The 23,338-nt window shown below is 46.4% G+C and carries 26 protein-coding genes; 20 read left to right on the top strand and 6 right to left on the bottom strand.

The features are described from left to right. The first annotated feature begins 9 nt into the window (after positions 1-9). On the top strand, positions 10-357 hold the full coding sequence (locus tag MHI44_RS10755) for a YxeA family protein (RefSeq protein WP_003227084.1): 348 nt from the start codon (positions 10-12) through the stop codon (positions 355-357). 40 nt (positions 358-397) lie between these two features. Here MHI44_RS10755 and MHI44_RS10750 read toward each other — a convergent pair whose 3' ends face one another. After that, positions 398-1,363, bottom strand: a complete 966-nt coding sequence (locus MHI44_RS10750; protein WP_095252483.1) for an iron-hydroxamate ABC transporter substrate-binding protein — start codon at positions 1,361-1,363, stop codon at positions 398-400. A 177-nt stretch (positions 1,364-1,540) separates the two neighbouring features. Between MHI44_RS10750 and MHI44_RS10745 the strand changes: the two genes are divergently transcribed. Continuing rightward, entirely contained in the window at positions 1,541-1,939 is a 399-nt protein-coding gene (locus MHI44_RS10745; protein WP_003227087.1) for a hypothetical protein, read from the top strand. A 43-nt stretch (positions 1,940-1,982) separates the two neighbouring features. On the opposite strand, the gene MHI44_RS10740 is transcribed toward MHI44_RS10745, so the two are convergent. Continuing rightward, positions 1,983-2,336 carry a hypothetical protein gene (locus MHI44_RS10740; protein WP_003236356.1) on the bottom strand — a complete coding sequence of 118 codons (354 nt, stop codon included), beginning with the start codon at positions 2,334-2,336 and terminating at the stop codon, positions 1,983-1,985. 248 nt (positions 2,337-2,584) lie between these two features. Continuing rightward, on the bottom strand, positions 2,585-2,950 hold the full coding sequence (cotNE, locus tag MHI44_RS10735; protein WP_003227093.1) for an inner spore coat protein CotNE: 366 nt from the start codon (positions 2,948-2,950) through the stop codon (positions 2,585-2,587). Positions 2,951-3,038: 88 nt separating this feature from the next. Between cotNE and MHI44_RS10730 the strand changes: the two genes are divergently transcribed. The 18 genes from MHI44_RS10730 to MHI44_RS10645 all read left to right on the top strand — a co-directional run bounded on the left by MHI44_RS10730 (position 3,039) and on the right by MHI44_RS10645 (position 19,567). Next, positions 3,039-3,473 carry a YxeF family protein gene (locus tag MHI44_RS10730; protein ID WP_015250859.1) on the top strand — a complete coding sequence of 145 codons (435 nt, stop codon included), beginning with the start codon at positions 3,039-3,041 and terminating at the stop codon, positions 3,471-3,473. Further along, positions 3,454-4,011 carry a hypothetical protein gene (locus MHI44_RS10725; protein ID WP_144527194.1) on the top strand — a complete coding sequence of 186 codons (558 nt, stop codon included), beginning with the start codon at positions 3,454-3,456 and terminating at the stop codon, positions 4,009-4,011. Before MHI44_RS10730 ends, MHI44_RS10725 begins: the two co-directional genes overlap by 20 nt. A gap of 39 nt (positions 4,012-4,050) precedes the next feature. Then, complete coding sequence (gene yidA, locus MHI44_RS10720; protein WP_003227099.1) at positions 4,051-4,863, top strand: sugar-phosphatase; 813 nt, start codon at positions 4,051-4,053, stop codon at positions 4,861-4,863. Between the two features lie 154 nt (positions 4,864-5,017). After that, positions 5,018-6,004: a penicillin V amidase gene (gene yxeI / locus MHI44_RS10715; protein WP_339201910.1), complete on the top strand. Its 987-nt coding sequence runs from the start codon at positions 5,018-5,020 to the stop codon at positions 6,002-6,004. Positions 6,005-6,058: 54 nt separating this feature from the next. Further along, the gene (locus MHI44_RS10710; RefSeq protein ID WP_170948334.1) at positions 6,059-6,196 is read left to right on the top strand and encodes a hypothetical protein; all 138 of its coding nucleotides are present in this window, start codon (positions 6,059-6,061) and stop codon (positions 6,194-6,196) included. A 236-nt stretch (positions 6,197-6,432) separates the two neighbouring features. Beyond that, positions 6,433-7,758: an LLM class flavin-dependent oxidoreductase gene (locus MHI44_RS10705; RefSeq protein ID WP_163130400.1), complete on the top strand. Its 1,326-nt coding sequence runs from the start codon at positions 6,433-6,435 to the stop codon at positions 7,756-7,758. Positions 7,759-7,771: 13 nt separating this feature from the next. Next, positions 7,772-8,269: a sulfur-containing aminoacid acetyltransferase SnaB gene (snaB, locus tag MHI44_RS10700; RefSeq protein ID WP_003227107.1), complete on the top strand. Its 498-nt coding sequence runs from the start codon at positions 7,772-7,774 to the stop codon at positions 8,267-8,269. Positions 8,270-8,293: 24 nt separating this feature from the next. Beyond that, a complete protein-coding gene (locus tag MHI44_RS10695; RefSeq protein ID WP_003227109.1) occupies positions 8,294-9,088 on the top strand; it encodes an amino acid ABC transporter substrate-binding protein in 795 nt (264 codons plus the stop codon). Between the two features lie 22 nt (positions 9,089-9,110). Beyond that, the gene (locus MHI44_RS10690; protein ID WP_003243465.1) at positions 9,111-9,785 is read left to right on the top strand and encodes an amino acid ABC transporter permease; all 675 of its coding nucleotides are present in this window, start codon (positions 9,111-9,113) and stop codon (positions 9,783-9,785) included. A 12-nt stretch (positions 9,786-9,797) separates the two neighbouring features. Next, on the top strand, positions 9,798-10,547 hold the full coding sequence (locus tag MHI44_RS10685) for an amino acid ABC transporter ATP-binding protein (RefSeq protein ID WP_014478463.1): 750 nt from the start codon (positions 9,798-9,800) through the stop codon (positions 10,545-10,547). Between the two features lie 16 nt (positions 10,548-10,563). Then, positions 10,564-11,706 (top strand): N-acetyl-sulfur-metabolite deacetylase SndB, encoded by a 1,143-nt coding sequence (sndB, locus tag MHI44_RS10680; protein WP_339203495.1) that lies wholly within the window; start codon positions 10,564-10,566, stop codon positions 11,704-11,706. Continuing rightward, entirely contained in the window at positions 11,703-13,040 is a 1,338-nt protein-coding gene (locus MHI44_RS10675; protein WP_256683106.1) for an MmgE/PrpD family protein, read from the top strand. The genes sndB and MHI44_RS10675 overlap by 4 nt, the downstream gene beginning before the upstream one ends. Before the next feature lie 69 nt (positions 13,041-13,109). After that, the gene (gene eutH / locus MHI44_RS10670; protein WP_339203492.1) at positions 13,110-14,222 is read left to right on the top strand and encodes an ethanolamine utilization protein EutH; all 1,113 of its coding nucleotides are present in this window, start codon (positions 13,110-13,112) and stop codon (positions 14,220-14,222) included. Positions 14,223-14,294: 72 nt separating this feature from the next. Next, the gene (locus MHI44_RS10665; RefSeq protein WP_015385093.1) at positions 14,295-15,122 is read left to right on the top strand and encodes a DUF1206 domain-containing protein; all 828 of its coding nucleotides are present in this window, start codon (positions 14,295-14,297) and stop codon (positions 15,120-15,122) included. A 133-nt stretch (positions 15,123-15,255) separates the two neighbouring features. Next, positions 15,256-16,197: a DNA-binding transcriptional repressor DeoR gene (gene deoR, locus MHI44_RS10660; RefSeq protein WP_014478458.1), complete on the top strand. Its 942-nt coding sequence runs from the start codon at positions 15,256-15,258 to the stop codon at positions 16,195-16,197. Positions 16,198-16,302: 105 nt separating this feature from the next. After that, a complete protein-coding gene (deoC, locus tag MHI44_RS10655; protein ID WP_015385091.1) occupies positions 16,303-16,974 on the top strand; it encodes a deoxyribose-phosphate aldolase in 672 nt (223 codons plus the stop codon). A gap of 80 nt (positions 16,975-17,054) precedes the next feature. Further along, complete coding sequence (nupC, locus tag MHI44_RS10650; protein WP_003244143.1) at positions 17,055-18,236, top strand: nucleoside permease NupC; 1,182 nt, start codon at positions 17,055-17,057, stop codon at positions 18,234-18,236. Positions 18,237-18,265: 29 nt separating this feature from the next. Further along, positions 18,266-19,567 carry a pyrimidine-nucleoside phosphorylase gene (locus MHI44_RS10645; RefSeq protein ID WP_038428059.1) on the top strand — a complete coding sequence of 434 codons (1,302 nt, stop codon included), beginning with the start codon at positions 18,266-18,268 and terminating at the stop codon, positions 19,565-19,567. A gap of 42 nt (positions 19,568-19,609) precedes the next feature. Here the strand turns inward: MHI44_RS10645 and MHI44_RS10640 are convergent, their stop codons facing one another. The 3 genes from MHI44_RS10640 to hutI form a co-directional block, all read right to left on the bottom strand. Then, on the bottom strand, positions 19,610-21,037 hold the full coding sequence (locus tag MHI44_RS10640; RefSeq protein ID WP_339203488.1) for an amino acid permease: 1,428 nt from the start codon (positions 21,035-21,037) through the stop codon (positions 19,610-19,612). A gap of 75 nt (positions 21,038-21,112) precedes the next feature. Further along, on the bottom strand, positions 21,113-22,072 hold the full coding sequence (gene hutG, locus MHI44_RS10635; protein ID WP_003227136.1) for a formimidoylglutamase: 960 nt from the start codon (positions 22,070-22,072) through the stop codon (positions 21,113-21,115). Next, positions 22,065-23,330 carry an imidazolonepropionase gene (gene hutI, locus MHI44_RS10630; RefSeq protein WP_339203487.1) on the bottom strand — a complete coding sequence of 422 codons (1,266 nt, stop codon included), beginning with the start codon at positions 23,328-23,330 and terminating at the stop codon, positions 22,065-22,067. Before hutI ends, hutG begins: the two co-directional genes overlap by 8 nt. Positions 23,331-23,338 lie beyond the last annotated feature (8 nt).

Genomic DNA, 23,338 nt, shown 5'->3' with positions numbered 1-23,338 from the left:
AGTGCAAAGATGAAAAAAGCAATGGCAATCCTGGCCGTCTTGGCGGCTGCTGCCGTAATATGCGGGCTTCTCTTTTTTCATAACGATGTTACAGACAGATTTAATCCGTTTATTCACCAGCAAGATGTCTATGTTCAGATTGATCGAGATGGCAGACATCTTAGTCCGGGCGGTACTGAATATACATTAGACGGATATAATGCATCCGGGAAAAAAGAAGAAGTGACCTTTTTCGCCGGCAAAGAGCTTCGGAAGAACGCGTATTTGAAGGTAAAGGCGAAAGGAAAGTATGTCGAGACTTGGGAAGAAGTCAAGTTTGAAGATATGCCGGACTCCGTACAGTCAAAATTAAAGTGAATCATAAAAAACGGCACAGCGTCATGACTGTGCCGTTTTTTTATTTTTTATTTTCTTCGGCCCGTTTGATCAGCATGTCGGTGATGATATCCACCTGTTTGCTGACAGAAATCGGGTCGTACGGGTAGAACGTGTCAAAGTCATTGATAAACACGCGATTATGTTTAACAGCGTCAAGATTTTTCCAAATAGAGGAATTCTCCAGCTTGTCGAGTGTTTTGCTTTCGCCTTTCGGGTTGTAATCCGTAATGAACATATAATCTGCGGCATACTCAGGAATAACCTCTTGAGAGAGCTGTTTCATCTCTCCTTTTTTGATGACATCTTGCTCAATTTTTTCAGGCGCTTTTAACCCAAGTGCATTGTATACAGCTTGGCCGCCGCGTCCGCCATTGTCATTGAACACCCAGAATTCGCCCTTGTCTGTGTTTTCATAAATGCCGAAGGTCGCATCTTTGTCGATGACGCCGGCAATTTTCTTCTTAGCTGCTTCCGCATTTTTGTTAAAGTCAGCCATAAAGGATTTTGCTTTGTCTTTCGCTCCGGCGATTTCTCCGAACATGCTGACTGTGTCTTCTACGTTTTTCGCTGTGTTATAAGGTATGACAACAGTCGGAGCGATTTTCTTTAATTTATCAACATTCTCTTCATTCATGACAACAATTAAGTCAGGCTGAAGCTCCATCACTTTTTCAACGCTGATTGGATCACCAACATCCTTCACATTTTTCAGCTTTGATTTTAAAAACGGATTATCAAATGACCATGAGCCTGAGCCGACCACATTGGCCCCGACAGACAGCAATTCACCGGCATAAAAATCAGTGACGATGCGTTTCGGATGTGCAGGAATGTTGACGTTCCCTTTTGGTGATTTGTATGTTCTCATTTCTGTTTTTTCGGAAGCAGAATCGCTTGAGCTCCCTTTAGAAGCCGTGCCGCTGCAAGCGCTGACAAACATGAGAAGCAGCACAAGCATGCCCACGAGCAATATGTTCTTTTTCATCAAGAACCCTCCCACTATGTATCTCAATAGATTAGTAATGATTATCATTATCAATTAATAATATAGCAAGAAACCTGTTCTCCGTCTATCACTATTTTTAAGGGGGAAAGTTTTTCCCGTTTATGGGTGACGCGGTATGCCTAATCGATTATTATAGGTAAATAGGAGGAGAAAAATATGGGAATTACAAAAAGAGGTTCCGCTTGGGAATGGCTGCATAGCTGGTGGATGCTGTTTATTTTCATGCCTTTTGCCATTACCAGTTTTTTTGCCTTTTTATTTATTGGCATCAAGGTTAGAAATAGAAAGTGGATCATGTACGGCATCATTTATTTTTTCATTTTTGCGTTTGGTTTTGTTTTGCCCGATCTGCCCGGTGTTTTTATTGTGGTCCCGTTATGGGCGGTGACCATTATTCATGGATTTAAAGTGCGCCCGCTGTATTTGATTCAGCTGGATGTCTACAAAGATCATGTGGAGGCGCGGGCTTTTGCCGAGGCAAGAAGTGAAGCCGAGAGCAGATTTCATGCACCGAAACAGTCTATTCAGGATATACATATTCGCAAAGAACAGTAAGAAAAAAAGCTCAACACTCGCATTGTGTTGAGCTTTTTATATGTTACTGCTGGTAGGATTGCTGCTGAAATGGCGTGTTTTGGCCGAATGGAAGTGTAGACACATTCGTATTCATGACGCTGGATTGTCCAGTAAGTTCCTGTTGCATTTGGTTGCACATGTTGACAACCTGCTGGCACTTTTGAATCGCCATATCATGCCCGTGCAGTGCTTGCTGAATGGTATGTGCAGCTTGTTGTTCGTGGTTTAGAATCTGCTGCAGCATTTGGATGTTTTGCTGTTCCTGATGAAGCATTTGGCGATATTGCTGGCTGCTTTGCTGTGTCTGCTGAATGAGCTGCTGAGCAGTTTGGCGGCATTGGTTCAGCTGCTGCAAGCCGTGTTGTGTATTATGCATGAATGATCCCTCCATGTATCGATTGACGTGAGTCGGTATTATCATGCAACTTGAATGAAAAGAAATTCCGTCAAAGAGGAACTACAATTATTTTCCTCAGCCCCTCTATCTTTGAATGAAAACGGTAAAGATTGTATACTGGGTACAAACCCTTTTTATGTAAATGTTTCCGTTTTAACATATAAGAAATGCGGAAAACGAAACCCTGAGATGGGAGAATCGTATTCCGCTTTTTTTCTTTGTTTCGCTCAGAAACCGCCTTCCCCTGCAGTAAATGGGATATTCAGCCGGTTTTCTACTGTACGGAGGCGCTGATTGAGCCGATTTAGGCGGCGTGTATGGCGTTCAACAGCCTGGCTTAACTGATTGACCTGTTCGGCAATCCGTGCAATTTCCCGATTTTGACGGCGGTCTTCGTTTGTCAGACGGGTTAATTCTCTTGACTGCTGTTCATTTTGCCGTTCAAGTGCTGCGATTCTTCTTTCCAATGCCGGCTGTCTGTCCATTTGGTATGGATCGTATACATCCTGCTGCGGATAAGGATTGTACTCATAGTGGCTATAGTAAGGTTCCTGCTGAGGCAGCTGAGGGCTGTAATATTGATAAGGGTTCATGTGATCAGTCTCCTTGTGGGTGAATTCCTTATAACTTATGTAGTCATTGGCACAGTGGCACGGCATTCGCCCAAAAAAGGAGGAAAGAATGGTGATCCCCTTGAGAAACAAATATGGCATTTTGTTTTTAATTGCTGTATGCATCATGGTATCGGGCTGCCAGCAGCAAAAAGAAGAGACGCCGTTTTATTACGGAACGTGGGATGAGGGGCGTGCCCCCGGGCCAACGGACGGTGTGAAATCAGCAACAGTCACATTTACCGAAGACGAGGTTGTGGAAACGGAAGTGATTGAAGGAAGAGGAGAGGTACAGCTGCCTTTTATGGCATACAAGGTGATTTCCCAAAGCACTGACGGGTCTATCGAGATTCAGTACCTCGGCCCCTATTATCCGCTCAAAAGCACGCTGAAAAGAGGAGAAAACGGGACATTGATATGGGAGCAAAATGGACAGAGAAAAACGATGACAAGAATCGAATCAAAGACCGGCAGGGAGGAGAAAGATGAGAAATCAAAAAGCTGAAAGACTGGTGGCAGCGGGGCTTGTTTTACATATCATTCAATGGATATTTATATTATGGGCTTTTCTCAAAGTCAAACAGTTATTTAGTGACTATACGATCTATAACCCTAATGTCATCAGCGGCTCCATGCAGTCCTTATCGTTTATACAAATGATGCGCGCTATGATGTACTCAGGGGCAATCGTGAATTATGTTTTGTTTTTTGCCCTTGTATTGCTGATTTATGGCATAGTGCTTCATGCCATCCTGATCGTTCTGGAAATGGCGGCTTACGTCATGATCAGACGGAATCCATCATCTTCATGGGGGTTCTTTTTCATCGCGGCGGGTGTGAAGCTTGCCATCTTGAATATAACCGGCATTCCTTTTCTAGCTGCCGGCTTTCTGCTGATGAAACAGAAAAAAGCAGAAAACGGCGTCAAGGCAGAAAGAAAGCGGAAACCGCGCTTGCGTATCCGAAGACAAGGGCGGCGTCTAAACAGAATCCGGAGAAAACCATCTCTTCCGGTTGAATATCAAAAAGAAAAAACGATATGATGGGACTATAGCCTGAAAACGACATGAAGGAGATGCAGGATGTACAAACTAATTGCAATTGATATGGATGGAACACTTTTAAATGATCATCATGAAGTAACAGAGGAGGTCCGCGACGCCCTTCACGCGGCAAAAGCGGAAGGTGTCAAAATTGTGCTTTGCACCGGCCGGCCTATCGGGGGTGTGCAGAGATATTTAGATGAACTGAATTTAATTGAAGAAGGCGACTATGTTATTGCGTATAATGGAGCACTTGTTCAAAATACGCATACAAATGAAGTGGTCTCGGAGCTGTCTCTCGGTTATGATGATTTGACTTCATTATATGACCTGAGCTTAGAGCTGAAGACGCCGATGCATTTCTTTGACTCATCTAATTTGTATACGCCTAACCGGGACATTAGCGAATTTACCGTATACGAATCCTATGTGACACAGGTGCCGCTTCATTTCCGCAAAATTGACGAGGTGCCAAAAGATATCCTCATCCCGAAAGTGATGTTTATTGATAAACCGGAGAACTTAAGCCGCGTCATTACATCGATTCCAAATGACGTGAGAGAAAAATATACAATGGTCAGAAGCGCGCCTTTCTTTTATGAAATTCTGCATTCGGAAGCCAGCAAAGGAAATGCTGTACGCCAGCTGGCTCAGCTGCTTGGAATTGAACAGGCGGAAGTCATGTGCATAGGCGACAACGGGAACGACCTGACAATGATCGAATGGGCGGGCTGCGGGGTTGCCATGGCAAACGCCATCCCAGAAGTATTGGAAGCAGCAAACTTTCAAACGCGCTCCAATAATGAACATGGTGTTGCGCATGCGATTCACGAGCTTGTTTTGGCTAAATAATAAAAAATCCAGCCTTCTAAAGGCTGGATTTTTTCGTTTTATTTGATGTAATGTCAATTCTTTGACGAACCGATTTGACTTTCGTTATGCTGATAAAACCAATTCGTTCACAATATGTATGATATTAATCTGAATTGAAAAGGGGACTGATCAAATGTGCACAAGTCTTACATTGGAAACTGCTGACCGTAAACATGTATTAGCGAGAACAATGGATTTTGCATTTCAGCTGGGGACAGAGGTGATTCTCTATCCGCGCCGTTACAGTTGGAAGAGTGAAGCTGACGGAAAGGCCCATCAGACACAGTACGCATTTATCGGTATGGGAAGAAAACTTGGTAATATTTTATTTGCAGACGGCGTTAATGAAAGCGGTTTATCATGTGCTGCACTTTATTTTCCTGGCTATGCGGAGTACGAAAAAACGATACGGGAAGATACCGTTCACATTGCCCCGCATGAGTTTGTGACATGGGTGCTGTCAGTCTGTCAGTCTTTGGAAGACGTAAAAGAAAAGATTCGATCTTTAACGATTGTAGAGAAAAAATTAGATCTATTGGATACAGTTTTACCGCTTCACTGGATATTGTCAGACCGGACGGGCCGAAGCCTGACGATAGAACCGAGAGCAGACGGCCTCAAAGTCTATGATAATCAACCTGGTGTCATGACGAACAGCCCCGACTTTATATGGCATGTAACCAATCTGCAGCAATATACAGGAATCAGACCGAAGCAATTAGAGAGCAAAGAGATGGGCGGATTAGCCCTTTCTGCTTTTGGCCAAGGCTTAGGAACTGTTGGTCTGCCGGGGGATTACACACCGCCTTCCCGGTTTGTCAGAGCTGTTTATTTGAAAGAACATCTAGAGCCGGCGGCCGATGAAACGAAAGGTGTAACAGCCGCTTTTCAAATTTTGGCAAATATGACGATACCAAAGGGCGCAGTGATAACGGAAGAAGACGAAATTCATTATACGCAATATACTTCCGTGATGTGCAACGAAACTGGAAACTACTATTTCCACCACTATGACAATCGGCAAATCCAAAAAGTAAATTTATTTCATGAAGACCTAGACCGCCTTGAGCCTAAAGTGTTTTCTGCTAAAGCAGAAGAAAGTATTCTAGAACTTAATTAAGATTCAATTAGCTGATTTCGGTATGAATCCGGGATCAGCTTATTTTTTTATGTGATGTCTCAGCTTCTGAATGAGTGGGAAAATGAACCGTTCTACGACGGCGATCACGCGCGTTTATTAGCAAAGAGCAAAAGCGGCGGCAAAATGCGTATGGTCGGAAGTAGAGATAAGGTGCAAGCTACATTTATATAAAACTTTGGATCAAAACGAGTCTCAGCATCAGACTGGTTTTGCCAGTATACAGGTTGCACAAATGCCGCCCCATGATCCCGCGAGTTTTCAGCTTAAAAAGAAAAATTTAATCTTAACTCATTGACAAACGTCCAAGACAAAGGTACATTTTGATTTATTCATATTAAACGACTAGGAATATAGGAGTTTATTTTTCGGATTATTCAGCCTAAAAACATGATAAAAGGAGTATCGTCATGACAAGCAAAAAGAAACAAATCAAATTAGGGGTATTTTTAGCGGGTACAGGCCACCATGTTGCGTCTTGGCGGCACCCGGAAGCGCCGTCAGATGCGAGCATGAATTTGGATTATTTTAAAGAGCTTGCGAAAACAGCGGAGCGAGGCAAGCTGGATATGCTGTTTTTAGCGGACAGCCTTTCAATTGACAGCAAATCACATCCAAATGTATTAACAAGGTTCGAGCCATTCACCCTGCTCTCTGCTTTGGCGCAGGTCACATCAAAAATCGGACTGACAGCAACAGCCTCCACTACATACAGCGAGCCATTCCATATTGCCAGACAGTTTGCGTCATTGGATCATCTCTCCAATGGCCGTGCCGGATGGAACGTCGTCACTTCATCTATTGAATCAACAGCACTGAATTTCAGCGGTGAAAAGCACCTTGAACACCATTTGCGCTATCAGCGGGCAGAGGAATTTGTCGAGGTTGTAAAGGGGCTTTGGGATTCATGGGAAGAGGACGCCTTTATCCGTAATAAAGAAACGGGTGAATTCTTTGACAAAGAAAAAATGCACGAGCTGAACCACAAAGGAGAATATTTCTCGGTTCGCGGACCTCTGAACGTTTCAAGAACCCCGCAGGGCCAGCCGGTCATTATCCAGGCAGGATCATCAGGAGACGGAAAAGCGCTGGCTGCCAAAACAGCCGAAGTGATCTTCACAGCACAAAACCACCTGGAATCAGCTCAAGAATTTTATCAATCCATTAAAGAACAGGCTGCGGAATTCGGACGTGATCCAGAAAAAATTGCCATCATGCCGGGTATTTTCCCAATCATTGCCGATACAGAAGAAGCAGCGCAAGCCAAATACAAGGAGCTTCAAGATCTGATTATCCCATCTGTCGGTCTGCAAATTCTCCAAAATTACTTAGGCGGAATTGATTTGTCGGCATATCCGCTTGATGGGCCGCTGCCGAAGCTTGACGCAGAAGCTTCCAATGCGGTGAAGAGCCGCTTCAAGCTTGTTCAGGAGATGGCTGAACGTGACAATATGACGATACGAGAGCTTTACAAATACGTTGCAGGCTCCAGAGGCCACCATATCTTTGTCGGCACGCCGGAGCAGCTCGCCGACAAGATGCAGGAATGGGTGGATACGAAAGCGTGTGACGGGTTTAACATCATGCCTCCGCTTCTTCCAGAAGGAATTGAAGTGTTTGTTGATCAAGTGGTTCCGATTTTACAGGAGCGCGGCGTGTTCAGAAAAGAATATGAAGGCACAACATTACGAGAGCACTTCGGTTTGGAAAAGCCGGTAAACCGCTATGCAAAGTAAGGAGGAACGCTAGATGAAGCCACAATACCGCCTTGCAGTTGAACGTGATGCCGAACAGCTTCTCGAGCTGACATTGCGGGCTTATGAACCGATTCGAAAGCTCGGCATTCGTTTTGCTGCCGCTCATGCGGATTTGGATTTGGTGCTGAAAAATATTCGGGAAAATGCTTGCTACGTCATGGAAGAAGACGGGCGGATCATCGCGACCATCACCTTGAGAATGCCTTGGGGAAAACAGCCGGGACCGTATGGCGTTCCGCATATCTGGTGGTTTGCTGTGGACCCCGACACCGGAAAAAAAGGAATCGGAACAAAGCTGCTTCAATGGCTGGAGGAAACAATCCTTCGCGATACGTTAAAGGTTCCGTTTGTCTCACTCGGAACAGCGGATAAGCATCCGTGGCTGATTGAGATGTACGAACGAAAAGGATATGTCCGCTCAGGTGAACAAGACCTTGGAAAAGGGCATATCACAGTCTATATGAAAAAACAATTGCGACATGATCTATAAAAATAGAAAAGGCGGGAAAATCAAATGAAGATGAAAAAATGGACAGTGCTGGTCGTTGCTGCATTATTAGCGGTGCTCTCAGCTTGCGGCAATGGAAACAGCAGCAGTAAAGAGGATGACAATGTGCTTCATGTCGGTGCGACAGGACAAAGTTACCCATTTGCTTATAAAGAAAACGGAAAGCTGACAGGTTTTGACGTGGAAGTGATGGAAGCAGTCGCTAAGAAAATTGACATGAAACTGGACTGGAAGCTGCTTGAATTCAGCGGGCTGATGGGAGAGCTTCAAACAGGCAAGCTTGACACCATTTCTAACCAGGTAGCTGTGACAGACGAACGTAAGGAAACGTATAACTTTACGAAACCATACGCTTATGCGGGAACACAGATTGTCGTCAAAAAAGACAATACAGACATCAAATCAGTAGACGATTTAAAAGGCAAGACAGTCGCAGCCGTTCTCGGTTCAAACCACGCGAAAAACCTTGAAAGCAAAGATCCTGATAAAAAAATCAATATCAAAACGTACGAAACACAAGAGGGTACGCTGAAGGATGTTGCGTACGGCCGTGTAGACGCTTATGTCAACAGCCGAACTGTATTGATCGCGCAAATCAAGAAGACCGGTTTGCCATTAAAGCTTGCAGGAGATCCGATTGTTTACGAACAGGTTGCATTCCCATTTGCCAAGGACGATGCGCACGACAAGCTCCGCAAAAAAGTCAATAAGGCGCTAGATGAATTGCGTAAAGACGGAACACTGAAAAAACTCTCTGAAAAATACTTTAATGAAGATATCACAGTAGAACAGAAGCATTAAGAAACGGCGGTGACTCACCAGAATGAACACGATTGATTGGGAATTCATGATATCAGCGTTCCCGACTTTAATTCAGGCCCTTCCGATCACGTTGTTTATGGCTATAGCGGCTATGATTTTTGCCATTATCGGAGGACTTATTCTCGCACTCATCACAAAGAACAAAATTCCAGTGCTTCATCAGCTGTCAAAGCTGTATATATCCTTTTTCCGAGGCGTGCCGACACTGGTGCAGCTGTTCTTAATCTATTACGGGCTGCCGCAGCTGTTTCCAGAGATGAGCAAAATGACAGCTCTCACAGCTGCCATCATCGGGTTAAGCTTAAAAAATGCAGCATATTTGGCAGAAATCTTCCGGGCTGCCCTCAATTCTGTTGATGACGGGCAACTGGAGGCGTGCCTGTCTGTCGGTATGACAAAATTTCAGGCATACAGACGGATTATTTTGCCGCAAGCGATCCGAAATGCGATTCCGGCAACGGGCAATACATTTATCGGGCTCCTGAAAGAAACGTCACTGGCCTTTACATTAGGGGTCATGGAGATGTTCGCCCAAGGGAAGATGTACGCTTCAGGAAACCTCAAATATTTTGAGACGTACTTGGCGGTTGCGATCGTCTATTGGGTTCTTACCATTATCTACAGCATTTTGCAGGACTTGTTTGAACGTGCCATGAGCAAGCCATACCGGACTTAGAGGTGAAATCAGTTGATAACAGTAAAAAATATTCGCAAAGCGTTTAAAGATCTCGTCGTGCTCGACGGAATCGATCTAGAAGTGAAACGCGGAGAAGTGGTGGCAATCATCGGTCCGTCCGGTTCCGGAAAATCAACGCTTCTCCGGTGCTTAAATCTATTAGAGCGTCCGGATCAAGGCCTTATTGAAATCGGAGAAGCCAAACTGAATGCGGAAAAGTTTACACGCAAGGAAGCACATCGGCTTCGCCAGCAAACGGCCATGGTCTTTCAAAACTACAATCTGTTTAAAAATAAAACGGCTCTGCAAAACATTACAGAAGCTTTAATCGTGGCTCAACATAAACCACGCGACGAAGCGAAACGTATTGGAATGGAGATTCTGAAACAAGTCGGTCTGGAGCATAAGGCTGACAGCTATCCAATCACAATGTCCGGCGGCCAGCAGCAGCGAATCGGCATTGCGCGGGCGCTTGCGGTCAATCCGCATGCGATTTTGCTGGATGAACCAACGTCAGCGCTTGACCCTGAGCTCGTCACAGGGGTGCTTCAGGTCATCAAGTCCATTGCGGAAAAACAAACAACGATGATCATTGTTACACACGAAATGGCGTTTGCAAAAGAGGTTGCTGATAAAGTGATTTTTATGGCAGACGGCCATATTATCGAGCAGGGAACGCCAGAGGAACTGTTTGACCATCCGAAAAACGAACGGACGAAACGATTTATCAAGCAGGTGGGAGAGCCTGCAGAGCTTATATAAGAAGGGGAGAAGAACAATGGCCGACAAAGCGTTTCATACCCGTTTAATCAATATGCGGCGTGATCTTCATGAACATCCTGAACTGTCATTTCAAGAGGTTGAAACGACGAAAAAAATCCGCCGTTGGCTTGAGGAGGAGCAAATCGAAATACTTGATGTCCCTCAATTGGAGACTGGCGTGATTGCAGAAATCAAAGGACGGGAAGACGGCCCCGTGATAGCAATACGAGCGGATATTGACGCGCTCCCGATTCAAGAACAGACGAATCTTCCATTTGCATCTAAGGTTGATGGCACAATGCATGCGTGCGGACACGATTTTCATACTGCTTCTATTATCGGCACAGCGATTTTGCTGAATCAAAGAAAGGCCGAGCTGAAAGGTACAGTCCGCTTTATCTTTCAGCCGGCCGAAGAAATTGCCGCAGGAGCAAGAAAGGTTCTAGAAGCTGGCGTACTTAATGACGTTTCTGCGATTTTCGGCATGCACAATAAGCCGGATCTGCCTGTCGGGACCATTGGTGTAAAGGAAGGTCCGCTCATGGCAAGTGTTGACCGATTTGAGATCGTCATCAAAGGGAAAGGCGGGCACGCCGGCATCCCAAATAACAGTATTGATCCAATCGCTGCAGCCGGACAAATCATCAGCGGGCTGCAATCTGTGGTCAGCCGCAATATCAGCTCACTGCAAAACGCAGTCGTCAGTATCACAAGAGTACAGGCGGGCACCTCGTGGAACATAATTCCAGACCAAGCTGAAATGGAGGGGACGGTTCGAACCTTTCAAAAAGAAGCGCGGCAGGCTGTTCCGGAGCATATGAGACGAGTGGCTGAAGGAATTGCAGCGGGCTATGGGGCACAAGCAGAATTCAAGTGGTTTCCTTATTTGCCTTCCGTTCAGAATGACGGCACATTTTTGAATGCGGCATCCGAAGCTGCGGCACGGCTTGGCTATCAAACCGTTCACGCTGAGCAGTCTCCGGGCGGAGAAGACTTCGCTCTGTATCAAGAGAAGATTCCGGGATTTTTTGTCTGGATGGGAACGAACGGGACGGAGGAGTGGCATCATCCGGCCTTTACACTGGATGAAGAAGCCCTTACGGTTGCCTCTCAATACTTTGCGGAGCTGGCGGTTATTGTATTGGAGACCATCAAATGAGCAAACAAGGGCTGACAGCAGGTCTTGCAGCGGCTGTGAGAACGTCACAACCTGAGTATTCAGTTGACGCGATTCGCGAAGCAAAAAAAGGATTACTTGATTTTATTGCCGCTTCATTCGCAGGAAGAGAAGATAAAGGCATTCAAAAGCTCCTCCGTCTGATAGAGGATGAAGGAGGACGGCCCCTTGTTCCTATTATCGGACAGGGCAAAAAGGCCGCGCCATTACAATCCGCGATGCTGAATGGATTTATCGCCCATGCATTGGATTTTGATGATGTCCACTCCGATGTAAGAGGACACCCCAGTGCAGTCATTGTACCGGCCCTTATTGCTTCTGCCGCTCGCGGACATGACGAGCGGCTTCTTGGCGCTTATATTGTTGGTATTGAAGTGATGGCACGGCTGGGAGAATCAATTGGCAGCCGCCACTATGAAAAGGGCTGGCATAATACAGGAACGCTTGGTGCCATCGCTGCTGCCTGCGCCGTAGGTTATGCTGAGGAGCTGACTCAGGAAGAGCTGGAAAAAGCAATTGGTTTTGCGGCTACGCAATCTGCTGGGATGAGGGTGCAATTTGGAACAGAAATGAAACCGCTGCACGCCGGTTTGGCGGCTCAGGCTGGCTTGCTGGCCGTTAAGCTGGCCCAATCAGAATTTGGCGGGTCCCGCACGGCATTTGATGGAGAAACTGGTTTCTTCAGTCTGTACGGTGACGTTGAGAAAGCACAACACACTTTGCTAAACGATTGGGGGGCACCGTGGAGAATTGTGCAGCCGGGTCTATGGTTTAAAATCTATCCATTTTGTTCCGCGGCACACCATGCTGCAGATGCGGTACGACAGCTTATCTCCGAAGAAACCATTTCTGCTGCCAATACCGAACGTATTGAAGTGATATTTCCGCCAGGCGGAGATGCTGCATTGACGGAAAGATCTCCAAAAACTGGAGAGGAAGGCCGTTTCAGCGTTGAATATGTGATTGCTCTTGCTTTGCATGGACACGGCCTGACCGTTGAACATTTCAGCAGTCAGCCGATCCCAAACGGCATTCAAACGACAATAGGGCATATTCAGCGCGTATATGACAATGCTACTCAGCCGGCCCCACATGCCGTTCCAAAAGGCCGTTTCACGATTGTCCGGGCCTATTTATCAGACGGCCGGATTTGCGAAGCGCGTGTGGACTGCCCAAAAGGGGCACCAGGAAATGAGCTGTCTGAAGAAGACATAATAGAAAAATTGACATTAACGGTCCCGCAAGAAAAAGCGCGACGCATTATAACAGCCGTTGAAAAAGCCGATATAAAAGAATTTTTAGCTCATATTGAATAAGATCAACTCTATTCGGTGATTTCAGATGATATGATAAAACCAATCATACGTTTGAAAAAGGAGAAAACCATGACGGTGAATGACGCGGTTGTATTCATTTTGGCTGCCTTTTTACTATGGGGAGCGGCGGATTATTGTTTGGGAAACAGATGGGGGCTAGGCGAGCGGTTTGCGGACGGCTTTAAGGCTATGGGGCCGCTGGCGCTGTCCATGATCGGAATTGTATCGCTGGCGCCCGTGCTGGCAGCAATCTTGATTCCCATTGTTGCTCCGTTTTACACAGCGATTGGCGCGGACCCTTCTTCCTTTGCGAACACCATTTTGGCGATTGATATGGGAGGATATGCGCTGGCTGGAGAAATGGCGAAAGATCCGCAGGCCGGGCTGTTTTCATGGGTGTTTTTAGGAACAATGATGGGACCGGCAATCGTCTTCACGATTCCCGTCGCTCTTGGCATCATCGAAAAAGAGGATCATCCGTATTTTGCGAAAGGCATATTAATCGGGCTGTGCACAGTGCCGATCGGTTGCTTAATCGGCGGATTATGCGCAGGCTTTGACATCGGCATGATAGGTAAAAATCTTCTGATCCCGAGTCTGTTATCTGCTGTCATCGCTTTTGGGTTATGGCGATACACCGACAAAATGATTCAGTTGTTTCATCTCTTCGGGAAAGCGGTCAGTATGGTTGCGATTATCGGGCTTGCAGCTGTTTCTGTTGAAACGATGACCGGCATTGTGCTGATTCCGGGAATGGAGAATGTCGAGACAGGGATACAAACGACAGGGACCATCGCCATTGCTCTGGCAGGGGCGTTCCCGATGACGGCATTTATTACAAAAACCTTTAAAAAACCGCTTCAGGCTCTGGGGAAATGCCTTCATTTAGATGAGACAGCAACAGCAGGCTTAGTGACCTCTTTGGCGCATCATATCCCAATGCTGGCTTCATTAAAGGATATGACGCCGAGAGGAAAGGTCATCAATGTCGCGTTTGCGGTCAGCGGCGCCTTTGTACTCGGCAGCCATCTCGGTTTTGTAGCTGGAATGAAAAAAGAAATGGCGGCGGCCATGATCATTGGGAAATTAGCAGGCGGAGTCACAGCTGCCGCAGCGGCTGCTTGGATGACACCTGCACAATCAGCTAAACAGCAAAAACGAACCTCTGCCAGCCATAGCTGAGGCAGAAGCTGTTTCAACTTTGTCCAATCGGGAATGTTACAGTAAAGATTTCTGTGAAAGAGGGTTGGACACATGGCGGTGAAAGACCGGTACATGTCAAAAATAAAACAGGAAACCAAGCCTTGGATCAAACGATTCGGGAGGCTTGGTTATTTTGCATTCGGCGGCGTTTTTATTCTGCTTGGGGTTTTGGCTTTTATGACGGCTGCCGGGGCAGGCCGCGCCAAAGATTCGAGCGGAGCTCTCCAAACGCTATCACGCATGCCGTATGGGTCACTATTGCTTTTTTTAATAGGCATCGGCCTTATCGGCTATGTAATCTGGATGGTGTTAAGCGCGATCAAGGACACGGAGGGACACGGAAACAGCAGGCGAGGCCTGTCACGGAGAATAGGAAACTTTTTCAGTGCCGCCGTTTACACATCCATCGCTTGGAATGCCTTGCGATTTGTGTTTGGCCAAGGGGACGGCGGCACTTCAGAACAGACGTGGTCCGCTTATGTATTGGCGCAGCCGTTCGGCCAATGGCTCACAGGGCTTACGGGTGCGGGTTTTATCGTATTTGCGATTGTTCAATTTATGAAAGGCGTTCGGGCTGCTTTTATGAAAGAATTTGATACGTCAAAAATGAACAAACAAATGATATGCATCACGAAAAACACCGGACGCGCAGGCAATATCGCCCGGGCCATTATTTTCTCTGCTATCGGCTATTTTCTGATCAAGACAGCCATGACCGCTGATCCCGACGACACAAGAGGCTTTGACGGCGCGCTCGCCGAACTCGCGCAGCAGCCGCATGGCAAATTGATTCTGTCTATATTGGCATTAGGCCTGATCCTATATGGAATGTACGCCATTATGAAAGGCATTTATCAGCATATGACCTGGGAGAAGTAAGCTCTGGGCAGGTCCGCGCCCAGAGCGTTTTTCAGTTTCTTAGAAATCAGGTGGATGAAAGCCGGCGCCAGCCTGTATAATAAAAGCAAATCAAAAGCAGTTTTATCAGGACTGATCCACAGGGAGGTGCAGAATGGATCGGGAAAAACAACAATTAAGCATAGAAGCGGCAAGGCTTTACTATCAGTCTGACTACAGTCAGCAGCAAATTGCTGAGCAGCTCAACATTTCAAGGCCAACCGTTTCCCGGCTGCTGCAATATGCAAAGGAAAAAGGGTATGTCCAGATTCGCGTCATGGACCCTTTTGAGGATTTGGATGCGCTCGGTTCCATACTTGAAGAGAAATACGGGCTCCTTGAGGCGCATGTTGTGTTTTCCCCGACACCCGATTATGCAGGAATTACACATGACCTAAGCCGCTATGGTGCAGAATATATGCATGAAACGGTAAAAGACGGCGACATTGTCGGCGTCAGCTGGGGAACCACCATGTATCAAATCGCGCAAAACATGCAGCCGAAGCAGGTAAAAGGCGTCGAGGTCGTCCAGCTGAAAGGCGGTATCAGCCATTCCCGGGTAAACACGTATTCGGCTGAAACGATTCAGCTGTTTGCGGAGGCTTTTCAAACGATGCCGCGCTATCTCCCGCTTCCCGTCGTGTTTGATAATGCGGATGTGAAGCGAATGGTGGAGAAAGACCGTCATATTGAGCGGATTATTGAGATGGGCAAGCAGGCGAATATCGCTCTCTTTACGGTCGGGACTGTCCGTGATGAAGCGCTGTTGTTTCGGCTCGGATATTTTAACGAAGAAGAGAAAGCCCTGCTGAAAAAACAGGCCGTCGGGGATATTTGTTCACGCTTTTTTGATGCGAAAGGGAATATTTGCAGCAGTGCCATCAATGACCGGACCATCGGTGTTGAGCTTGAAGACCTCAGGCTGAAGGAACGCTCCATTTTAGTTGCCGGCGGAAGCAGAAAAGTATCTTCCATTCACGGAGCATTAACCGGAAAATATGCCAACGTTTTAATCATTGACCAGCATACCGCGAGGGCGCTTGTTAATGATTTGTGACACGTTCAAACCTTTCGTTGAACAAAATTTCAATTACCAATTTACATATGTTCAAAAGTCGGTTATGCTAAAAAATATCTTAACAAAAAAGGAAGTGTGCGAAGGATGTCATTAGCCAACATAATTGATCATACAGCTTTGAAACCGCATACACAAAAAGCGGAAATTCTAAAACTAATTGAAGAAGCGAAAACATACAAATTTGCTTCAGTATGTGTCAATCCGACATGGGTGGAGCTTGCTGCAAAAGAGCTTAAGGGAACTGGAGTCGACGTTTGTACGGTCATCGGCTTCCCGCTCGGTGCCAATACAACTGAAACAAAAGCGTTCGAAACAAAAGACGCCATTTCAAAAGGCGCCACTGAAGTGGATATGGTCATTAATATTGCCGCTTTAAAAGACAAGGAAGACGATGTGGTGGAAGCTGATATCCGCGGTGTAGTGGAAGCTGCAGCCGGAAAAGCGCTTGTCAAAGTCATTATCGAAACGTGCCTTCTGACTGATGAAGAAAAAGAACGTGCATGCCGTTTAGCGGTGTCTGCGGGAGCCGATTTCGTAAAAACATCAACAGGCTTTTCTACAGGCGGCGCAACGAAGGAAGATATCGCCTTAATGCGCAAAACAGTAGGACCTGATATCGGCGTGAAAGCATCTGGCGGCGTCAGAACGAAAGAAGATGTAGACACAATGGTAGAGGCCGGAGCAAGCCGAATTGGCGCCAGCGCAGGTGTTTCTATCGTAAAAGGAGAAAATGCATCAGGCGGAGACAACTATTAAGAGCTGACGGAAGGCAGACTGCTTTCCGTTTTCTGAGGAAACAGTGATTGTAAGCGAATACAAATAAAGGAGAAACACATATGAAGTATTTGATTGGGATTATCGGTTTAATCGTGTTTTTAGGCCTCGCGTGGATCGCGAGCAGCGGCAAAAAAAGAATTAAGATCCGCCCAATTGTTGTTATGCTCATTTTGCAATTTATTCTTGGCTACATTCTCCTCAATACCGGAATAGGGAATTTCCTCGTGGGAGGATTTGCAAAAGGATTCGGTTATCTGCTTGAATACGCGGCAGAGGGAATTAACTTTGTGTTTGGCGGCTTGGTGAATGCGGACCAAACGACATTCTTTATGAATGTTCTCTTGCCAATCGTGTTTATTTCCGCTCTGATCGGGATTCTGCAAAAGTGGAAAGTCCTCCCGTTTATTATTAGATATATCGGCCTTGCCCTCAGCAAGGTAAACGGTATGGGAAGATTGGAATCGTATAACGCAGTGGCTTCTGCGATTTTAGGGCAGTCAGAAGTATTTATCTCCTTGAAGAAAGAACTCGGTCTTTTAAATCAGCAGCGCTTGTACACGCTTTGCGCATCTGCGATGTCAACTGTATCAATGTCGATTGTCGGCGCGTATATGACAATGCTGAAACCGGAATATGTTGTAACAGCGCTGGTCTTGAACTTATTTGGCGGTTTCATAATTGCTTCTATTATTAATCCGTACGAGGTTGCAAAAGAAGAGGATATGCTTCGTGTTGAGGAAGAAGAAAAACAATCTTTCTTCGAAGTGCTCGGAGAATACATCCTTGACGGTTTCAAAGTAGCGGTTGTCGTCGCTGCGATGCTGATTGGATTTGTCGCGATTATTGCATTGATCAATGGCATTTTTAATGCAGTATTCGGTATTTCGTTCCAAGGCATTCTTGGATATGTGTTTGCTCCATTCGCTTTTCTTGTCGGTATCCCATGGAATGAAGCTGTTAATGCGGGAAGCATTATGGCAACAAAAATGGTATCGAATGAATTTGTCGCCATGACGTCGCTTACGCAAAACGGTTTCCATTTCAGCGGCCGTACAACAGCGATCGTATCGGTATTCCTTGTGTCATTTGCGAACTTCTCCTCAATCGGAATCATTGCCGGTGCCGTAAAAGGACTGAATGAAAAGCAAGGAAATGTCGTCGCTCGTTTCGGCTTGAAATTATTATACGGTGCTACGCTTGTCAGCTTTTTATCAGCAGCAATTGTGGGCTTGATTTACTGAACTTAATCGAAAAGGATCGGTGACCAAACATGAGAATGGTAGATATCATCATCAAAAAACAAAACGGAAAAGAACTCACCACTGAAGAAATTCAATTTTTCGTGAACGGCTATACAGACGGAAGCATTCCTGATTATCAGGCAAGCGCGCTTGCTATGGCGATTTTCTTCCAGGATATGAGTGACCGTGAACGCGCGGACTTGACGATGGCTATGGTGAACTCCGGTGAAACGATTGATCTTTCTGCCATTGAAGGAATTAAAGTGGATAAACACTCCACTGGCGGCGTCGGCGACACGACAACGCTCGTTCTCGCTCCGCTTGTTGCGGCTCTTGATGTGCCGGTTGCTAAGATGTCCGGCCGCGGCCTCGGCCATACGGGCGGCACGATTGATAAGTTAGAGGCAATCGCCGGCTTCCACGTGGAGCTGACGAAGGATGAATTTATTAAACTTGTGAACCGCGACAAGGTTGCGGTCATCGGCCAAAGCGGCAATTTAACGCCGGCTGATAAAAAACTGTACGCGCTTCGTGATGTAACGGGAACGGTCAATTCCATTCCGCTCATTGCAAGCTCGATTATGAGCAAAAAAATCGCTGCCGGGGCGGACGCCATCGTGCTTGACGTAAAAACGGGAGCGGGCGCCTTCATGAAAACAGAAGAAGACGCAGCTGAACTTGCCAAAGCGATGGTACGCATCGGAAATAACGTCGGCCGTCAAACAATGGCTGTCATTTCAGACATGTCCCAGCCACTCGGCTTTGCGATCGGAAATGCGCTTGAAGTCAAAGAAGCGATCGACACACTCAAAGGCGAGGGACCTGAGGATCTTCATGAGCTTGTCTTAACGCTCGGCAGCCAGATGGTTGTGCTTGCGAAAAAAGCCGATACATTGGACGAAGCAAGAGCGAAGCTGGAAGAAGTCATGAAAAACGGCAAAGCGCTTGAGAAATTCAAGGATTTCCTGAAAAACCAAGGCGGCGACAGCTCAATTGTTGACGATCCGTCTAAGCTTCCGCAAGCCGCATATCAAATTGATGTGCCTGCCAAAGAAGCGGGTGTCGTCTCTGAAATCGTTGCGGACGAAATCGGTGTCGCAGCGATGCTGTTAGGTGCCGGTCGCGCCACAAAAGAAGATGAGATCGATTTAGCCGTCGGCATCATGCTCCGCAAAAAGGTCGGCGACAAAGTAGAAAAAGGCGAACCGCTCGTGACGCTTTACGCCAACCGCGAAAACGTTGATGAAGTCATCGCAAAAGTCTATGACAACATCCGCATCGCCGCGGAAGCGAAGGCGCCGAAGCTGATTCATACGTTGATTACTGAATAAAAATAAAGCACATCCCATCCTGAGTGGGGTGTGCTTTTTTGATTACAGGATGTGATCAGCCTGATATTCCTCTTGGCTGATTTTTTTCGCTTTTGTAACATTTCTTTTGAAATGGTAGATCAGATAGCAAAGGATGATACAAGGAACTCCGCAGAAAAGTGCGATTCTTTGATTGGGATCAAAAGCAAGACCGATACAAGAAGCAGAACATAATAAGAGAGCGGCTATAGGCATAAGAGGATAAAGCGGCGTGCGAAATGTCAGATCTTTTACATTCCCCCCTTTTTTCAGAAATCTCTTTCGAAACAAGAACTGGGACAAGGCAATGCTCATCCAGACCACGACTCCTGCAAATCCAGCAATTGCGACCATCACCACATAGACAGTTCCAGGGGCCACGATACTGGAAACGAGAGATAAACAAGATACAGCCATACTGATCATTAAGGCATTTAAAGGAATGCCTTTAGAGGTCACTTTCTTAAAACGGGAGCTGATCATGTTTTCATTTGCTAACGACCACATCATACGGGTCGAAGCATATAAGCCTGAGTTGGCGACAGACAGCAAGGCTGTTAATATCACGAAATTCATAATATCAGCAGCGTAAGGGATTCCGATCTCCGCAAATACGGCGACAAATGGGCTTTCAATCACGCCTGCGTCCTTCCACGAAATCAACCCGGATAATACGAACACAGCGCCAATGAAAAAAATGACTGTCCTCCATGCGACATTACGGATGGACCGCGGAATATCCTTTTGAGGATTTGCTGATTCTCCTGCTGTAACGCCGATTAACTCTGTACCGGAAAAGGCGAAGCTCACAGATATCATCGCGATAAAAACGGCAAGAAAGCCATTCGGAAACAGCCCGCCATGGTCCGTGAAGTTTGACAACATAGGAGCATCCGCCGTTCCGTTTAAAGAGATCAGGCCAAACATGGCGGCTCCTCCTAAAATGATAAATAAAATAATGGTGACAATCTTTACGCTGGAAAACCAAAATTCAGTTTCCGCAAATAACTTAACTGAAAATGCGTTGCATATAAAAAGAAGGGCTGCAAAAATCGCACTCCACATCCATACACTGCTGTCAGGGAACCAGCGCTGCATGAGAATACCGGATGCGGTAAACTCAGAGCCTACCGTCACCACCCAATTGATCCAGTACATGATGCCGACCATAAAACCGGTAGATGGACCGATAAATGTTGTAGCATATTTTTGAAAAGAGCCGGTCACCGGCATAGCAACCGACAATTCGCCGAGACATTGCATGACGAGGTACATCATCAACCCGCCGATTACATAAGCGAGTATCGTACCGCCGGGTCCGGCTTGATGTAGCGTATAGCCTGTACTGAGGAAAAGTCCTGTGCCTATGACGCCTCCCAAAGAAATCATAAATAGGTGCCTGCTTTTCATTGTGCGTTTTAGCTGTTGGCTGCTGTTCTCCTGAAGATTCACTGTCTCGCCCTCCTTTTAGCTGCCATTCCTTAGGCAGATGAGTTTCTTATACCCAAAATACAACCTGCCAGAAGATCACTTGAATGGGGAGAGTTTCATTCCTTTTAATGCGTGTAACAGAACATGAGCTGCAGCTCTGCTTGTCATATCTCGAAAATCGAGGGTAGGATCGACTTCAACAATTTCAATCCCGGCAATATTGGGCTGTTGTGCGATGTACTTGACTGCTTCAAGCAATTCGTCTGTATAGAGGCCGCCCGGGCCAATCGCTGGACAGCCGGGTGCATGGGACTGGTCTAAGACATCCATGTCAACAGATATAAAAATGAAATCTGTTCTATCTTGAACAACAGGCAAAATCTCTTTTATCGTTGGGATTAGTCCTTTTTCGCGGATCATGTCCATCGTGTGAATGTTCACGCTATGTTTTTTTGCATATGCTTCATAGGCCTGGCTGTTGCTGAATTCTCTGATACCCAGCTGGATCAAATGTTGACCTTCAATGATCTCTTCATCCAAAAGGCGGCGGAAGGGGGTGCCGTTTGTCGGCCCCCCGTCCTCCGTATTGCGAACATCGTGATGGGCATCAAATTGAATCACTGCTGTCGTTCCTTTTGTTTGTGCTATCGCTTTTATTGTGGAGTAGCTGATAGAGTTATCTCCCCCAAGTATGAGCGGCACCCAATCCGGATGGTCCGAAAGCAGAGCGTGCATGGTTTGGAAAATGTGATGATGTGACTTTACGATATCAGTGACATGAATATCGATATCCCCCAGATCATATAGAAGCTCTGATACGACATGCTCTCCAAGCTCAGCAGAATAGGCTGATGAATGTTTCAGAGCCTGGCGTATTGTTCCGGGTGCAAAGGAAGCGCCTGAATGACTGATGGAGGATTTTGATAGGGGGACACCTATCAACGCCGGTCCCTTAATGTCCTGGCCGTCCCATGTTGCGATCAGGTCGCTCATTTTTGTGACATCCCGGTCTTTAAACGAAGATCCGGCCTCTCTGAGAAAAGGGTACTTATCCAAGAATGGCTCCCTCCCTGTTGACAACAATTGTTCCGTTTTTCATGACTTGATGTACATGATTGACCCCGTAGTGATACGGAATATACATATAGTTCGAGGCTTGCCAAATGACTAGATCAGCTGAGCGGCCGACTTTGAGCTGACCGGCTTCCTCTCCTTTCCCTATGGCGTATGCGGCATTGACTGTGACCGCATGCCAAATTTCTTCTGCAGTCATTTTCAGATGAAGCGCGGCAATGGACATAATCAGCTGGATATTTTCAGTCGGTGAGCTGCCAGGATTAAAATCCGTTGCCAAGCTGACACATACACCTTCATCAATCATAGCTCTAGCCTTGGCGTATGTGCTTTTGCCAAGATAAAATGTCGTGCCCGGCAAGAGGACGGCGATCGTTCCTGCCTCATTCAATTTCTTTATGCCTTCGTCCGATGCACCTACCAAATGGTCGGCTGAGACGGCCTTTAGCTCACCTGCTAATTCAGCACCTCCAAGCGGATCGATTTCATCTGCGTGTATTTTTAATCCGAAGCCTGCCTCAGCTGCTTTTTGTAAATAACGGCGGGATTGGCTGACTGTAAAAACGCCTGTTTCTGTAAAAATATCAGCAAAGCTGGCGAGCTCCTGCTCTTTGATTTCCGGCAAAAGGGAAAGCATTTGATCCAGAAATTCATCTGGATCGTTTTGATATTCGGGAGGAATCGCATGGGCTCCCATAAATGTGGAAACAAGGTCAACAGGCTGGCTTTCATGCAGTTTCTTTGCGACACGCAACTGTTTGAGCTCTGTCTCTTTTTCCAAGCCGTAGCCGCTTTTCACTTCTGCTGTGGTTGTGCCGTAGGACAGCATTCTTTGCAGATGAAAATGGGCTTTTTGCAGCAGCTCTTCTTCTGAAGCCGCCCTGGTATCCTTGACTGTAGACAGAATCCCGCCGCCCTGCGCCAGAATATCCAAATATGAAATGCCCTGAAGCTTAAGGTTCATCTCCTTTTCACGAGATCCGCCAAATACAAGATGGGTGTGCGGATCAACGAGGCCGGGCGTTACAAGGCGTCCCGAACAGTCAATGATTTCGTCTGCCTCGTAACCGGCTTCAGCCCCTTTTTGTCCGGCGAACACAATTTTCTGTTCATGAATGCCGACAACAGCGTCTTCGATCACATGAAGATCCTGCATGCTTTTGCCTGCCCGCGGACCGCTGCTTTCCATCGTCAAAAGCTGACCGATGTTGATGAGAATCGTATCAATTTGCTTTGGCATGTCATCAC

Origin of the sequence: Bacillus sp. FSL K6-1366 (assembly GCF_037976695.1) — a bacterium.
Taxonomy (GTDB): Bacteria; Bacillota; Bacilli; order Bacillales; family Bacillaceae; genus Bacillus; species Bacillus subtilis.
The sequence above is the reverse complement of the archived record's forward strand: the minus strand, read 5'-3'. Positions and strand labels throughout refer to the sequence as shown.